Here is a 15,157-nt window from a genome sequence, read left to right as displayed (position 1 = left end):
TGCAGGTTACAAGTTTATAGTAACCCATCATGACCTTTAACCTGTAACCTGCCAACTTGTAACCTGTAACTCGCCGAAGGCGAAATAACTTAACAACATGATCAAGAAACTATTCATATTACTCGCCGTTATCACCGGAATTACCGTAACCTCCGCAAGGGCTCAGGATATCCCGGAACCGATGACACCCAAACGTATCGTGAACGACTTCACCGGGCTGTTCAGCAAGCAGGAACAAGCCGCCTTGGAGAAGAAACTCACGGAATTCAACAACAACTCTTCGACCCAGATAGCGGTAGTTACCGTACCCACGTTAAACGGGTATGACATCAACGACTACGCGGCCCGTTTGGGAGAGAAATGGGGAATCGGACAAAAAGGTAAAGATAACGGAATTGTCATCCTGATAAAACCAAAAACGGGACGGGAAAAAGGTGAGGTTGCCATTTCCGTCGGATACGGGCTGGAAGGCGTCGTGCCCGACGTGATCGCCTCTCGCATCATCCGTAACGAAATCATCCCCGCTTTCCAACAGAACGCGTACTACAAGGGCATTGACAAAGCTACATCCGTGCTGATCGACCTGTCGAAGGGAGAATACACGGCGGACGAATACAAAAATAAAGACAACGGGGGTGCTTTTGACATCGTTATCGGCTTCATCATCCTCCTTATTCTCGTATCCCTGATATTCCGTCGTAGAGGTGGTAATGGCGGTTATACCCCCGGTCACAGATCAGGCGGTGGCGGTTTCTTTATCTTCCCCATGGGCGGCGGTAGCAGTAGCGGCGGTTTCGGGGGATTCAGCAGCGGTGGTGGGTCGTTCGGCGGATTTGGCGGTGGATCATTCGGTGGTGGCGGGTCTAGCGGAAGCTGGTAACAACCACCGGATCAACTGATCCACTCTATGAAACGATCGGCGTATTTGATATACAGCAACACCCACACCAGAAAGCGGGCGAAACGGCCGACAAGCATGTAGAAAGCGGACATCTTAGGACGGACACGATAGAATCCGAGGGCTATGGCAAACAAATCTCCCACGACAGGCAACCACGTGAAAAGAGCCAGCCACACGCCATAGCGATCCACGTGTCCTTTCTGTTGCTCCAGTTTTTCCCGCTTCACCTTAAACCAACGCTCGATCCAATCCCAACGTCCTAACCAGCCGATCCAGTACGAGGTAAGGCCTCCCAACCAGTTCCCCACGGTGGCAATCGCCAGACAACCCCAGACATTCCCCCCTAACGCCAACACTCCCACCAACAACACGTCTGCGCTCATCGGAATAATTGTCGAGGCCAGAAATGAACCGATAAATAATCCCCAATACCCGAAACTTACCAGTGTATCCATTTATTCTATATCTTCATTCGTTTTCTTCGAGTCACGTAGGAACTCCAGATTCCATACCTTCTCCGCTTTACGTCCCAGCAGCCAAAAAGATACGGCCAATATAAAAAAGAACAGTCCCGCGTGCATGACATCCCACAACAAAGAGAAATACAGCGTGTAAATCCCTAGCAGGAAAAAAGTAATCCCGAATCCCCGTGCCACGCAGTCATCCCGTTTCAGACCAATATACACCGCTATAACCGAGGCAAAAAGAATCAGCAAATTCCAATACCACAACTCCACCTGTTTCGTCGAATACCAGCGAATCCAACTCTCCGAATTTCCAAACACGGAAAGAATCCATAAAGATATAAACAAGTAAAGCATCCCGACGACATAAGTAGAATGATCCAGAGGAACGAACCATTTCCGTTTGGACAGTAAGAAACGACAACCAAGCAACACGGCCCCGAAAGCCACGTAGCGCTGCGGGTAATTCATCCCCCAGAAATGAGAACCCCAATCCGTCAGGTACCCCGTTTCCGCCCCATACCACGCCCCAAGCGACAGAAGGGCGAATACCCACACCTGCACCGAAGAGAAATAAAAACCCAGGAAAGCATAAATCACTGCCGCCAACAAGAAAAGCAACGAGAAATGCCCGCTCCCGTTATCCAGAGCCGCCCCGAGATACCCGACTGAGACCGCCGTCAGTATAACTCCGAGAAAAAGAATCGTCTCGTTACTGAATACCTTGTACGGCATCTTCTGCCGCCGTTTCCATCCCCAGTAATACACGAGAACTGCCAGCACGGCAAAAACCCCGCTCGCCAGCATATAAGAGGAAAGGAACAATTTTTCCAATATATCCATGATCAAATGATCGGCCAACACGGAAATCACGGCAATTACGCCGCATGCGATAGCGATCCAGAACGAGTACCTCGCCAACTCTTTCCACTCGAAAGGGCGCACCGTGTAGGTCGTTTTCAACCGTTCGGCCGTCTCCTTATCCAGACACCCCTCCGCTTCCCAACGCCCGATCACCCGTTCTAAAAAGTCTCCCTGTGATTTATTTAACTTCATCTTTCACGGTTTTACAATTCGTTGTAAAGATAATACAATTTAAGGCCCATAAAGTTTATGGACTAATTTTTCTAACTTTGCAGAGCTAAAAGATAAACACCATGCAGGAAAATATATTTAACCACATACGCCGGGAACTGCACCAGCACCCGGAATTATCGGGGCACGAGAAAAAAACCGCCCGCTTCGTGGAAGAACAACTACAAGCGTTCACCCCGACCAAGATCATCCGCCACGTCGGGGGAAACGGCCTGTTAGCCGAATACCTTTTCTCGAAAGACGGCCCCACATTACTGTTCCGGGCGGATATGGACGCGGTGGCCGTTCAGGAAGCGGACACGCTCCCCCACCATTCCCTCAATCCCGGTGTTGCCCACAAGTGCGGGCATGACGGGCACACGACAATCTTGTTGCGTTTCGCCCAAATGCTACACGACCGACCGTTAAAAGCCGGACGGGTATTACTCCTCTTCCAGCCTGCCGAGGAAAACGGGAGCGGATCGAAGGCCGTGCTTGACACGAAAGTACTGGATTACTACAAGATCGATCAGGCATTTGCCTTGCATAACATCCCCGGATTTAAATCCTCGACCGTGCTCTGCAAGGAAGATTCTTTCACCTGTGCAGTGATCAGCGTGTCGATCACCCTCTCCGGGAAAACCTCCCATGCGGCAGAACCCCAGAAAGGGATCAGCCCCATCCCGACCACCCTACACGTGATAGAAGAGCTTCAACGATGGAATAACACGGACATACAAAGCGATGATTACTTCCTTGCCACGATCGTCGAAATACACGTGGGCGAAGAAGCATATGGCGTGTCTGCCGGGAACGGTGTCATTCGGGCTACTCTCCGGGCAAAAACCGATCGGCAACTCCATGAACACGCCCAAAGATTAAAGAGCCTGATCGCCTCCGCCTGTGAAAAGACACCGGGGCTGCAACACGAGATCGAGTGGCTGGAACCTTTCTCAGCTAACGAGAACGATGAGCAGGCCGTCACCATGATCAGAAATGCCGCCATTCGCAATCATTTCGAATACATCAAACTGGAAACCCCGTTTAGCTGGGGTGAAGATTTCGGGTTATTCACCCAACGATACAAGGGAGCCATATTCGGACTCGGTGCCGGCGAAAATTGTGCCCCGCTTCACTCCCCACAATACGACTTCCCGGACGAGCTAATCGAAACGGGTGCCACGATGTTCTACTCGATCGCGGAGGAGGGAAACCAATAAAACATTTAGAATGGAAGACGAAAACGTTCCTCCTTTCCCTTACACGAAGCTACCGAAAAAGACGGCTTGGAGAAAAACAACTACCCCCTCCGACTCCCCCTTACACAGGGGGAGAGTTGATTACCAAGCGTTTTTTCCTCTCGTGTAAGAAGAAATTCAAGATAATGAACTTTTTTCTATAGTCTCCTAACGAGGGGAGACAAATGCGAGAAGATGCTTCAACTTGGTACTGCGGTACACTCTCCCCCTGTGTAAGGGGGAGAGTTAGATGGTGGAATTCCTTTCAATCCTTGTCATACACGAACTTCGCCCAATCAAAACCCCAGTAGGCATCCGTGTAACTAGACCAGCTAGGAACAACGAGAGGAATATAAGTAGATATCCCGCTGAACTTATCTTGCTGAACTTCATTTTTCCGACCATAGAAAGGCTGGGTCGCGGCCTTGTACAGCACAACCTTATCCAACTGTTTCAAATAAGCATCATATAAATCGGGATCTTCACTCGTCATGAATTTCATAAATTGTCCCAAGTCAAAAAACATATAATGTCTACTATAGGCAGCTTTCGGATAATAATAAACATCCGCACGTCCCATTTGAGCCACGGTCTCGGCTTTTCCCTGTAACACCTGACGGGTAAGATCACGCAAATGATTCAATTCTGCCGGGTTAATCAAAGCGATCGTGCCGAATCCCATATCGTAATTACTATAATATTCATAGAATATCCTACACACCTCCTGTAAATCCTTTTTCAGATTTTCACCTGTCCCCCAGAAATACGACATCAACTCCTCGTAAGGGAACCCCGGAGCGGGCGATTCTGCCGCCGAGGCTATAATATACTTTGCTTTATCCCGCAACTCGTACAATGCCTCAATAGAAGACATAAAACAAGCGTCAAACAGGATAAAATCCAATCCTCCCGGCATATCTTTTGCCATATCCCGGATATCCATTTCCACCCCTCCATCAGAACCGAAACTTCTTGATATAGGAGTTGTCATCATTCGTTGACTCTCACCACGTCCCCCTAGTCCCGGCAATATCCACCCGGTTGCGTGAGATCCAAGAATCAGACCATAAGATTCTGCCGGGTATAACTCCTGCATTTCCTTGATCACGTCTCTCAAAGTCTCCGATGAAGCGGAATTCATCTCCTCGTACGTCTTGATTTCCCGCTTTTCAAAGACTCCCTTTTTACCTTCAACAAAGGTCAGAAGTTTAGGAGCGGCACCACTGGCATCATAATAGATAACAATATTACCATTAAACCCTTTCTCCCAGCCTTTCAACATATCATTAATATTCTTCTGCAACGAACTTGAAAGATCGTTATCCCCCGCCAAGTAAACCATTAGCGTTCTTGTCTTCTTCGGTTCAACGTCATCTTTCTCGCAGGACACGAGGCAAAAAAGAAGCAACACGCTGATATATCGAATAAAATGATAGTTCCGTATTTTCATATTTCCCTTCTTTACAATAAACTTGCGCAAGATAGTAAAAATAGCCGACAATGAAACACGTTTGTAACGTCTTTGTTTCATGATTTACAAAATCATACACGCCTCAGGCGAACCTGTTTCGGTTACAGCAACTTTATCAAACCCGTTGTTTATTTTGCTCGTTTTTTGTTACCGGCACGTACGCGGCTCAGGTGCTCCGGAGAAATCCCAAGATAGGAAGCGATATATTGCAACTGGACACGTTGCAGTACTTCCGGCTTCTCCTGCAAGAGACGGGCATACCTGTCCGCCGCGGGTTCCGACAGATTGCCTATCAAATGATGTTCCGTTCTCACGAACTCCCGCTCGATCAATCGTCTTGCCCAGTTACATACCTCGATATCCGTGTGGTACAAAGCCTGTAAATCGGTCATGCTTATCTTGTACAACACCGAGTCCTCCAGGAGTTCCATCGTCTCGTACCCTTTCTCACCGTACACGTATCCCTTGGCCGAGATAACGGCATCACCCTCCATCCCCAACCAGATCGTGACATCCCTCCCGTCGACCTCCACGTAAGCCCTTGCCATACCCTTTTTAATGAAATAGATATTTCTTTCCAGTTTATCACTACTAAACAGGATATACCCCTTCGGGTAGTTCACCTCCGTCACGAAAGGCATCAACCGATCTCGTATTTTCTCGTCTATCATAAGGTCGCCTTCGGCGAGTTACAGGTTTGCAGGTTATTTTCACCTGCAAGATAACTCTTTTTTCATTCTAAACTCTAAACTAAACTCCAAATTTCTCCTCTCGTGCATTCAATAACCTGCAATTTGCAACTCGCCGAAGGCGATTCTTGATAAATATCAAGTATTTTCCCGTCCCCCGTCCCTACCTTTGCCCGGTAACATTAACAATAACGACTATGCAATGGATTCTATTAATCTGTGCCGGACTATTAGAAATAGGCTGGCCCCTCGGTTTTAAACTGGCGAGTGTTCACGAGAAATATTTCTACCTGTTCATCGGCCTCTCCGTGATCTCCATGGGATTGAGCGGTTTCCTACTCTACCTCGCACAGAAGAGCATCCCCATCGGCACGGCGTACGTGATATGGACTGGGATCGGGGCTGTCGGTACGGTATTGCTGGGAATACTGTTCTTTCACGATTCCACAAACCTTTACAGGCTCCTGTTCGTGTTCCTGATCCTCACGGGTGTAGTCGGGCTAAAACTCGTTCACTAAACGGAACGTTACGGGAAATATAAAGGCGTGTCAAAAATCTGTTTTCTTCTAAAAACTCCTCCGGCTCCCCCCCTTACACAGGGGGAAAGTTAATAATCAATAGGTTTCCCCGCCTGTGCAAGGAGGGAACAGGGATGGTAGTTCAAATGCAAATAAAACAAGACTTGTTAGGCCTTCGCTGTCCTGTTAAACGGAAATCACCTTCATGAAACAATTCTTGCAATCGAAATCGAGGCGGAACCTCCCCAGCTTGTTCGAGAGGTAGAGCGGGAATTTCAATACCTTGTCTTTCCCGGTTTTACGGCACATGCCCAGCTCGAACAACAGGCAGTAACGGGTCGTCATCACCTCCTTGCCCGCCGACCTCTCCTCCTTCTCGAAGCCGGGTTCCACCGTCTCCACCCCGTGTTCCCGGTAAAACTCGGCCGAAAGACGATTCACCACGTTCAGCCGCCAGTCGGCAATTCCCGTGTACTTCACGTCCGCATTCAAAGGCTCCTGCACCCACGTCACCCGCGACCTTTCCCGTTCCAAGCTCAACTTGTCGAGCAACAGCCGACGATAACCGTTCACCACCGAGGCGGGGATAAAAAGCACCGTGTCACCGTGATACTCGACCTCGCTACAATCGTAATCCGTGTCCCCGCTCTTGCGTAATTGCCCGGTAACCCGCCCCGCCTGTGCTGGATTCGTGGCCGGTTCAAACGTCTCATCGCTCCTGATCGTCACGGAAACCCCATCCTCGTCCGTTGCCACCAGCACTAGGTGCTCCTCTTCCGCATACACGTCAATCTTCACTTCAATCTTACGCGTGGAAGTCGCTTTCGCTAGCCGCATTACAAACTCGTGATCATAATTACGATACAACACGGTTCCCGTCTTCACGCTTAATCTCTCGTTACAATTCAAACGGTTTCCTTCCGCGGAATTCACCTTGATTCCTTGCAACTCCCGACCGTCGAAGTAGCAGAGCCCGTCGGCATTATGCACGGGTTCCAACAGGTCAACCCACATCTGGTTCCCCTTCACTTGCTTCACCACGGCCACTTTCTTACCAGTCGATTTCGGCGTGTCCATGTTCACCAGGCCCGGTTGGCGGCGCACCAGGAAATAATCCGTGTATCCCCGGTTAAAACTCCGTTCCGGGTCGGCCTCGAAGCCTGCCACCACGTGTCCTGAACCGACACGTGCCAACTCCGGCTCACGCCCCACAATCTCGTCTAGGCGGGAAGAGTAGTAATTTGTGACATTCGCCACGTAATCCGCCTCTTTCAGCCGTCCCTCGATCTTGAAAGAATCAATCCCGATCTCCACCAGTTCCGACAGGTGGGCCGACAGGTTCAAGTCCTTCAATGAAAGCACGTACTTGTCTTTCACCACCACCTTTCCCGCATCATCCTCCACCGTCCACTGCATCCGGCAAGCTTGGGCACACTCGCCCCTGTTGGCAGACCTTTGCATCAGGTAATGAGACATGTAGCATTGTCCGCTTAAACTCACGCATAAAGCCCCGTGCACGAAATACTCCAGCTCTGCCCGCACCTCCCGCCGGATCTCTTTCAACTGTTCCACCGCCAACTCCCGTGCGAGAACAATCCGCTGGAACCCCAACCGATCGAGAAACTTGATCCGTTCCAGATCGTAATTATGCATCTGTGTGCTGGCGTGAAGTGCTATCGGTGGCAAGTCCAGCTTCAAAATAGCGGGATCCTGCACGATGATCGCATCCACACCGATCCGGTAAAGGTCGTGAATTAACCGTTCCACCTCCGGCAACTCCTCGTCATACAGGATCGTGTTCAGCGTCACGAACACCCGGCAGTAAAACCGGTGAGCGTGCCGCACCGTCCGCTCGATATCTTCCAACGTGTTTCCCGCCATCTTACGGGCACCGAAAGCCGGACCACCCATGTATACGGCATCCGCACCGTTATTGATCGCCACGATCGCCACCCCGGCATTCTTCGACGGGGAAAGCAATTCAACCCGTCTCATACCCGTCCCTCCAACGCACTGATATCCAAGTCCGGGTAATCCGTCTCCCGCACCACGGGTACCTCGATCAACGCTGTCCCGGGAAAATGCTGTTCCAAATATTGCCGGAATATCGTGATTGAATCGTTCGTGATCCACTCGCTATCATTCGGAAAACGATTGTACACGAGACAAACTATCTCTATCCCCCGTGCCCGGCACACTTCAAGACTCATCAGCGTGTGGTTAATACTCCCCAGCTTCGAAGAAGCCACGAGAATCAACGGCAAACGGTGATCGGCGATATAATCAATAGTGAAATACTCCCGCGTAACGGGCACGTACAGCCCCCCGGCCCCTTCGAGCAACACCATGTCGTACATCGACTCCAATCGCCGCGTTGACTCCTCGATCCTGCCCGTGTCCAGCGTCACCTTGTCAATCTCGGCTGCCAAATGCGGCGAGGCCGGATAAGTCATCACGTAAGGGCAGGTCGTGCCGTCCACGTCCACGGGTTGCGGCTCGATCCCCATGATCTTCCGGTGTTTCTGTATATCCTCCGAAACACCGACCCATCCCGTCTGGATAAACTTCTGGGTGATCACGTTCACCCCCCTCTTTCTCAACGACCGAGCCAGCAACCCCGTCACGACCGACTTCCCGGCATCCGTGTCAATCCCGCTGACGAAAATCGTCTTCGACGAGTTACAAGTTAAGTTTGCCTTCGGCAAGTTACAAGTTACAGGTTTACAAGTTACAGGTTGCTTTCCTGTTGTTTTCTGTAATATTTCTTCCATCTTTTTATCTTTTGTTCTTCTACGATTCTGTCTTCCTGCAAACGAAATAAAGCGGGTGGTAAGTCAGCGTCACCTTCCCGTTAACGGCGAACCGGGTATTATAGTCGTTGATAAAAGCATCGACACGCCCTTTCGTCCATATTGTCGGGTTACCGGAGACATTCACCCCCGTCCGTTTCAAGTGTTGCAACACTTCCAGCGGGCTATCGAACTCGATCACGTGCAACTCTTCCGCCACCTCCTCGACTTCAAAACAAGGCGACAGCAACTCGCTCATCTCCTCCTTGCAACGATAATCCAGCCCCCCGCCCGTCGTCAGACGAATCTCCCGCAAGTTGTGTTTCCCGAAAGTGCTAAACACCATCAAGCCGCCAGTCTTCAGGCATCCCGCCAGTTTACGGAACGTCTCCCCCGGGGTCGTGAACCACTGAAACGTGGAAGCCGACACGATCAGGTCGAAACATGAGGGAAAGGCTATCTTCTCGACATCCCCCGGAAAACAACACTCCCCCGGCACACTATTCCCATCCGCGGCGTGATAGCACAAATCCCTTACCAGATCGTTCAAGTATAACCCGGCCTCCGGGAAATCCCGCTTCAACCGCCTCGTCAGCAACCCCGTCCCGCACCCAATCTCTAGGATCTTCCCATCCCGCACCCCGGCCACCGACGTGATCATCGTCTCCAACCGTTCCACCACGAGCTTCTGTACCCGTGCGTTAGCATCGTAACTCAACATGCTCCGCTTGAAACGCTGTCCTACTTCTTCTTTATTTATCTCCATGTATCAAGTCGTTAGGTTCATAAAGTTTGTAAGGTTTATAAGGTTCATAAAGTCCATGGACCCCTCGTGGGGTGCTTTGTCAACGGTAGCTGGTACTGCCGTTAAACCCTGTCCGAAGGACACCCGGAACTTTATAAACTTTACAAACTTTATAAACCTTATAAACTCATTCATATCATATCCCATTTATCCAACACGTAAAACGGGTAATGTCCCCCCGTCAGCGCGATCACCTCGCAACGGTCTTTCCACCAGTCACGCTGGTTCCCGACCGGAAAAATAACATCCTCCCCGGAAACGTACGCCCGGTTCCACCCCCATTCCGGCCTTTGCCGGGCCGATTGCTCACGGATCAACCGCAACTCATCCCGTTGCTCGTCCAACTCCCGGCGAGGCTTGTTTGCCTCGAACCGCCTGACCTCGTCCTCCCCGGAAAGCATACGGGCGAAGAACTTATCCCGCCCCTCTTCCGTCATTCCCCGTTCCGTCAAGAGGTAAATCCTCGGGTGTATCCCGTAACGCTCGTCCACCGGACGCTCGGTCCCGTTGATCGCCACGCTCTCGCTCACGGGAATATTCCAACGGTTCAACAGGACGGATGCTGCCCACACACCCATCGACCAGGCAACCACCCGGACCCGCTCGTAAGTGTCGAGTGCCGGGGCCTCCTCCTCGGAAATATCCCGGTAATCGTTGAAGACAAGCAAATCATCCTCTCCCGTCAGGTGTTGCACGGCCCGTTCGTCCATCCCCCACCCGCAAAAGAACAGGGTCACGCCCCCGCTACCTTTCCTAGTTATCCATACTCTTCGCATAAGTTTCGCCTTTGGCGAGTTACAAGTTACATTTGTCTTCGGCAAGTTACAGGTTAATATCCCACGTGGCCAAACGCTCTTTTCACTTTAAACTCTAAATTCTAAACTCTTCAGAGGCTCACCTCTATAAACTCTAACAAACACTCGTAATCCTCCTCCGGAATGGCAGCGTTCAACGAGAAGCGGATGCGTGCCTCGTTCTTCGGCACCGTGGGATATCTCACGGGAAGCACGAAGAACCCGTTATCCTGGAACGCCCCCGACATGTAAACGCTATTCTCGTTGCTCCCGCACAAGAAAGGCACGATGTGCGAGTCACCCCGAGTCTCGAACCCCCGTTTCGTCAGCGTGGCTCGCAAGCGTTCGGCAATCCCCGTCAATTTCATCCGATAGGAATAGAAATCCGGCATCCGGTTCAGTATAAAGCGCGTCCACGCCACATTCACCGGTGGCAAAGCCGTGGTAAAAATCAGGCTTCGCTGCGTGTTAATCAAGTACTCCCGAAACAACTCGTCACAAACCACGAAAGCCCCGTACGAGGCGAAAGCCTTCCCGAAAGTACCCACGATAAAATCAATGTCGTCCGTGCAACCTTGCTCCTCGCAGCATCCCAGCCCGTTCGTGCCCCGCACCCCCACGGCGTGCGCCTCGTCGACGTACAGGAAAGCGTCATACTCCTTCTTCAAATCGCACAACTCCTGCAAATCCGCCACGTCACCATCCATGCTGAATATAGACTCCGTCACGACAAAAACGTTCTCGTACCGCTCCCGGTGGTTAAAAAGAATCTCCCGCAAATGCTCATAATCCAAGTGGCGATAGCGCAACATCTCCGCATCACTCAACCGCAAACCGTCGATAATACTGGCATGCACCAGCTTGTCGGCCACGATCAAATCCCGTTTCCCGGCCAGCGCCGGCAATATTCCGATGTTAGCGTGATACCCCGAATTGAGAACCAGCGCGGCCTCCTTCCCGTACAAATCACTCAGGTCACTTTCCAGCAAGTCGTAATACTCGTGATTCCCCGACAGCAAGCGCGACGACACTGCACTATACGATAGCAACTTCACGTCATTCTCCCGGCGGAAATCTTCATATAACACCGGGTTCGACGACAACCCCAGGTAATCATTCGACGAGAGATTCAACATCTCCCGCCCATCATGATGAATCAGGAAACCGTTATGCTGCACGTCCCGCAGCATCCGGTAATTTCCCGACTCCTTAATCTTGTTCAATTTATTTATATATCGTTCTCGATTCATCATTTTATTCGCCTTCGGCGAGTTACAGGTTACAAGTTACATTTGCCTCCGGCAAGTTGCAGGTTAATATCCCGCGCGGCCAAACGCTCTTTTCACTTTAAACTCTAAATTCTAAACTCTAAACTAAGTTCAACTTTTATCTTCCCAACAACCACCTCCGGCTCCCCCTACACGAGGGGACAAGGTACCGCGGTTCCAAGTCGAAGCGTTCCCACGCGTCCACCTCCCCTCCCGTGTAGGGAGAGGTCGCGGGTGGTAGTAACTTGCAACCTGCCAACTTGCCGGAGCAACTCTCATTTAAACATCGAAATCACGTGCAACATCGCTGTCGTCAGCCGTTTCAACTCCCACTCTCGGATAATATAAGGCGGCATCACGTACACCAACTTGCCGAACGGGCGAATCCATACCCCTTCCTTCACGCAAGCAGCCTGCACGAGCGCCATGTTAACGGGCTCCTTCAACTCGACCACGCCGATCGTCCCCAACACCCGCACGTCGGCCACGTTCGAGAACTCCCTCGCGGGCAGTAACTCCGCTCTCAACTGCGCCTCGATCCGTCCCGTCATCTCCGCCAGGTCGTAACTCCTGATCAGGTCCAGCGAGGCGTTTGCCGCGGCACAGGCCAGCGGGTTACCCATAAACGTTGGGCCGTGCATGAACACGCCAGGATCTTTCGAGCAAATCCGGGTAGCCACCTTCCCTGTCGTCATCGTGGCGGCGAAACTCATGTATCCGCCCGTCAGCGCCTTCCCGATACACATGATATCCGGTACGATCCCCGCGTGATCGCCCCCCCACATCTTCCCCGTCCGGCCAAACCCGGTGGCAATCTCGTCGCAAATCAATAACACGTCGTACTGGCTACACAATTCCCGTACCTGCCGCAAATAATCGGCCGAGTAAAACCACATCCCCCCGGCCCCTTGCACGATAGGTTCCAAGATCACGGCAGCGATACGATTATGATTATTACGCAAGCACTGTTTAAATTCCCCTATATGTTCCTCCATACACACCTCGCCGTAACGCGCCTCCGGGCGATGCACGAAATATTGCATGGGCAACGATCCCCGAAAAATAGAGTGCATCCCCGTCACCGGATCACACACCGACATGGCATTCCACGTGTCGCCGTGGTACCCCTTCGTGATCGTCATGAAATGGCGTTTCTCCTCCCGCCCACTGGCGTACCAGTACTGCAAAGCCATCTTCATCGCCACCTCCACCGCCACCGAACCCGAATCGCAGTAAAATATCTTCTCGATACCCGCCGGGAGCATCTCCACCAGCTTCCCCGCCAGCTCCACCGCCGGGCGATGCGTCAGTCCCCCGAACATCACGTGCGACATGCTCCTCACTTGCTCCTCGATTGCAGCGTTCATCGCCGGGTGATTATACCCGTGTACCATACACCACCACGACGACATCCCGTCGATCAGCCGGGTACCGTCCTCCAGCTCGATATACACCCCCTCCGCTCTCTTCACCGGATAAACCGGAAGCGGGTCAATCGTTGACGTGTACGGGTGCCACAAGTGCTCCCTGTCAAACTTCAATAATTCTGCCGTGTTCATTATAAAACTAAAAGTTATAAGTTAAAAACTAAAACTCCCGTACCCCTCGTTCTCCATTATCGATCGTCGTGAACCCCAGTCGTTTCACCTTCTCCATGTCCTCCACCACCTTCGAGCCCACCGTTGTCAGCATGTCGCCCAGGATAGCCGAGTTAATCCCCGCCCGAATCGCCTCCTCCTCGATATGAGCGATCAACATCCGCCCCCCGGCGAAACGCAGGAAAGCGTCGGGATTGATAAAGCGGAAGACGGCCACGGTCGTCAGCACCTCCTCGTCCGCCAGTGGCGGCGTGCCTTCCAGCGGCGTCCCCGGTATGGGATTCAACACGTTCACCGGGATCGACTTCACGCCCAGCCCGCGCACCGTCAGCGCCAGGTCTACGCGATCCTCCATCGCCTCGCCCATGCCGATAATCCCGCCCGAGCAAACCTCCATCCCCACCTCCTGTGCGGCGCGGATCGTCTCGATCTTCTCGTCCATCGTGTGTGACGTGCAAAGCGTCGGGAAGAAACGGCGCGAAGACTCCAGGTTACAATGGTAACGCGTTATACCCGCCTCCTTCAACCGGAGCAACTGCTCCCGCCCGAGCAAACCCATCGAGGCGCACAACTTGATACCCAACTCCGCACGAATCTTCCGTGCGTAATCGCACAGGCGATCAATATTCTTGTCCGAGAGCGACCGGCCACTTGTCACGAACGAGAACTTGTCAATCCCGTACCTCGCGTTCAGCCGGGCCAGTTCCAGACAACTTCCCTCGTCAATCAGCTCGTACTCCCGCACGTGAGTCTTGAACACCACCGACTGGGAACACCACTTGCAATTCTCCGAGCAACGTCCCGACCGCGCATTCACGATCGAGCAAGTATCGAAATACCTCCCTGCGAACCGGTCACGTATCTCCCCGGCCGCCTCGTACAGCACCGCCTTATCCGTCACCGCAGCCAGAGCCAACGCCTCTTCCCTCGTCACCTCACCCCCCTCGAACACCTTCTTCTTTAACACTTCGACCACGTTCGCCCCCGGCGAGTCACAAGTCACGGACCCTTCCTCGGCCCTCTCGTGTAATGTCTCTTCCATTTTCAATTTTCCTTTTTCAATTTTCAAATAAAAAAGGCACGCCCGTAAACCGACAGACGTACCTTTCCCGTTATATCTTCAACCGGCCACCCGTGCCATCTGCATCCACCCGTGCCGGATACGAGACGAGACACGCCCGCGCCACTTTCTCCTCACACGCCTCGAACGCACGTGTCAACCACCCGAACACCTCCGACAAGTTCACGATCACGCCCTTTCTCGATGACTTGCGCAACGACATCTCGCAAATATGAATCGCCAGCGTGCCGATCCGCACCTCCCGCCCCAGCGAGGCGAAGATGGCAAACCCTTTCCTGTTCCAACGAGAAAAGCGTAACAAGGTAGCAAACCGGGTAGCACGTACTTTCATAACTCTCGATAATATCACTGTTTCATAAAACGTCGCAAGTTAATAAAAATCTTCCAACTTTCACCTTCAATCTTTTAACTTTTATCGCAAGATCACCTTCGGCGAGTTACAAGTTACAGGTTACATTTGCCTCTGG

General features: G+C 51.9%; 15 protein-coding genes. 3 read left to right on the top strand and 12 right to left on the bottom strand.

Features of this window, described 5'->3' with window-relative positions; all coding sequences use genetic code 11:
• The first annotated feature begins 97 nt into the window (after positions 1-97).
• Entirely contained in the window at positions 98-880 is a 783-nt protein-coding gene (locus DWW52_RS03415; protein WP_118714048.1) for a YgcG family protein, read from the top strand.
• A gap of 11 nt (positions 881-891) precedes the next feature.
• Here DWW52_RS03415 and DWW52_RS03410 read toward each other — a convergent pair whose 3' ends face one another.
• Together DWW52_RS03410 and DWW52_RS03405 are read right to left on the bottom strand one after the other, a co-directional pair.
• Positions 892-1,356, bottom strand: coding sequence for a YqaA family protein (locus tag DWW52_RS03410; protein ID WP_118714047.1), 465 nt, complete (start codon positions 1,354-1,356; stop codon positions 892-894).
• The gene (locus DWW52_RS03405; RefSeq protein ID WP_118714046.1) at positions 1,357-2,421 is read right to left on the bottom strand and encodes a DUF2157 domain-containing protein; all 1,065 of its coding nucleotides are present in this window, start codon (positions 2,419-2,421) and stop codon (positions 1,357-1,359) included.
• Positions 2,422-2,522: 101 nt separating this feature from the next.
• On the opposite strand from DWW52_RS03405, the gene DWW52_RS03400 reads away from it, so the two are divergent.
• Positions 2,523-3,659, top strand: a complete 1,137-nt coding sequence (locus DWW52_RS03400; RefSeq protein ID WP_118714045.1) for a M20 family metallopeptidase — start codon at positions 2,523-2,525, stop codon at positions 3,657-3,659.
• 283 nt (positions 3,660-3,942) lie between these two features.
• Here DWW52_RS03400 and DWW52_RS03395 read toward each other — a convergent pair whose 3' ends face one another.
• Positions 3,943-5,127 carry a clostripain-related cysteine peptidase gene (locus DWW52_RS03395; protein WP_158582471.1) on the bottom strand — a complete coding sequence of 395 codons (1,185 nt, stop codon included), beginning with the start codon at positions 5,125-5,127 and terminating at the stop codon, positions 3,943-3,945.
• 149 nt (positions 5,128-5,276) lie between these two features.
• A complete protein-coding gene (locus DWW52_RS03390) occupies positions 5,277-5,819 on the bottom strand; it encodes a Crp/Fnr family transcriptional regulator (protein ID WP_118714043.1) in 543 nt (180 codons plus the stop codon).
• A gap of 215 nt (positions 5,820-6,034) precedes the next feature.
• Between DWW52_RS03390 and DWW52_RS03385 the strand changes: the two genes are divergently transcribed.
• Complete coding sequence (locus DWW52_RS03385) at positions 6,035-6,355, top strand: multidrug efflux SMR transporter (RefSeq protein ID WP_118714042.1); 321 nt, start codon at positions 6,035-6,037, stop codon at positions 6,353-6,355.
• 186 nt (positions 6,356-6,541) lie between these two features.
• Here DWW52_RS03385 and DWW52_RS03380 read toward each other — a convergent pair whose 3' ends face one another.
• The 8 genes from DWW52_RS03380 to DWW52_RS03345 all read right to left on the bottom strand — a co-directional run bounded on the left by DWW52_RS03380 (position 6,542) and on the right by DWW52_RS03345 (position 15,021).
• Positions 6,542-8,350, bottom strand: a complete 1,809-nt coding sequence (locus DWW52_RS03380) for a U32 family peptidase (RefSeq protein WP_118714041.1) — start codon at positions 8,348-8,350, stop codon at positions 6,542-6,544.
• Positions 8,347-9,126, bottom strand: a complete 780-nt coding sequence (gene bioD, locus DWW52_RS03375; RefSeq protein ID WP_118714040.1) for a dethiobiotin synthase — start codon at positions 9,124-9,126, stop codon at positions 8,347-8,349. Before bioD ends, DWW52_RS03380 begins: the two co-directional genes overlap by 4 nt.
• Before the next feature lie 19 nt (positions 9,127-9,145).
• Positions 9,146-9,910 (bottom strand): malonyl-ACP O-methyltransferase BioC, encoded by a 765-nt coding sequence (gene bioC / locus DWW52_RS03370; protein ID WP_118714039.1) that lies wholly within the window; start codon positions 9,908-9,910, stop codon positions 9,146-9,148.
• A 170-nt stretch (positions 9,911-10,080) separates the two neighbouring features.
• Positions 10,081-10,725: a DUF452 family protein gene (locus DWW52_RS03365; protein ID WP_118714038.1), complete on the bottom strand. Its 645-nt coding sequence runs from the start codon at positions 10,723-10,725 to the stop codon at positions 10,081-10,083.
• A gap of 110 nt (positions 10,726-10,835) precedes the next feature.
• Complete coding sequence (locus DWW52_RS03360) at positions 10,836-11,993, bottom strand: 8-amino-7-oxononanoate synthase (protein ID WP_118714037.1); 1,158 nt, start codon at positions 11,991-11,993, stop codon at positions 10,836-10,838.
• Between the two features lie 293 nt (positions 11,994-12,286).
• Positions 12,287-13,570 carry an adenosylmethionine--8-amino-7-oxononanoate transaminase gene (gene bioA, locus DWW52_RS03355; RefSeq protein ID WP_118714036.1) on the bottom strand — a complete coding sequence of 428 codons (1,284 nt, stop codon included), beginning with the start codon at positions 13,568-13,570 and terminating at the stop codon, positions 12,287-12,289.
• A gap of 28 nt (positions 13,571-13,598) precedes the next feature.
• Positions 13,599-14,651: a biotin synthase BioB gene (gene bioB, locus DWW52_RS03350; RefSeq protein ID WP_118714035.1), complete on the bottom strand. Its 1,053-nt coding sequence runs from the start codon at positions 14,649-14,651 to the stop codon at positions 13,599-13,601.
• 70 nt (positions 14,652-14,721) lie between these two features.
• Complete coding sequence (locus tag DWW52_RS03345; RefSeq protein ID WP_118714034.1) at positions 14,722-15,021, bottom strand: hypothetical protein; 300 nt, start codon at positions 15,019-15,021, stop codon at positions 14,722-14,724.
• Positions 15,022-15,157: the final 136 nt, after the last annotated feature.

Origin of the sequence: Odoribacter sp. AF15-53 (assembly GCF_003479425.1) — a bacterium.
GTDB lineage: Bacteria > Bacteroidota > Bacteroidia > Bacteroidales > Marinifilaceae > Butyricimonas.
Note: the sequence above shows the minus strand (reverse complement) of the source record. Positions and strands in the feature narration are given on the sequence as shown.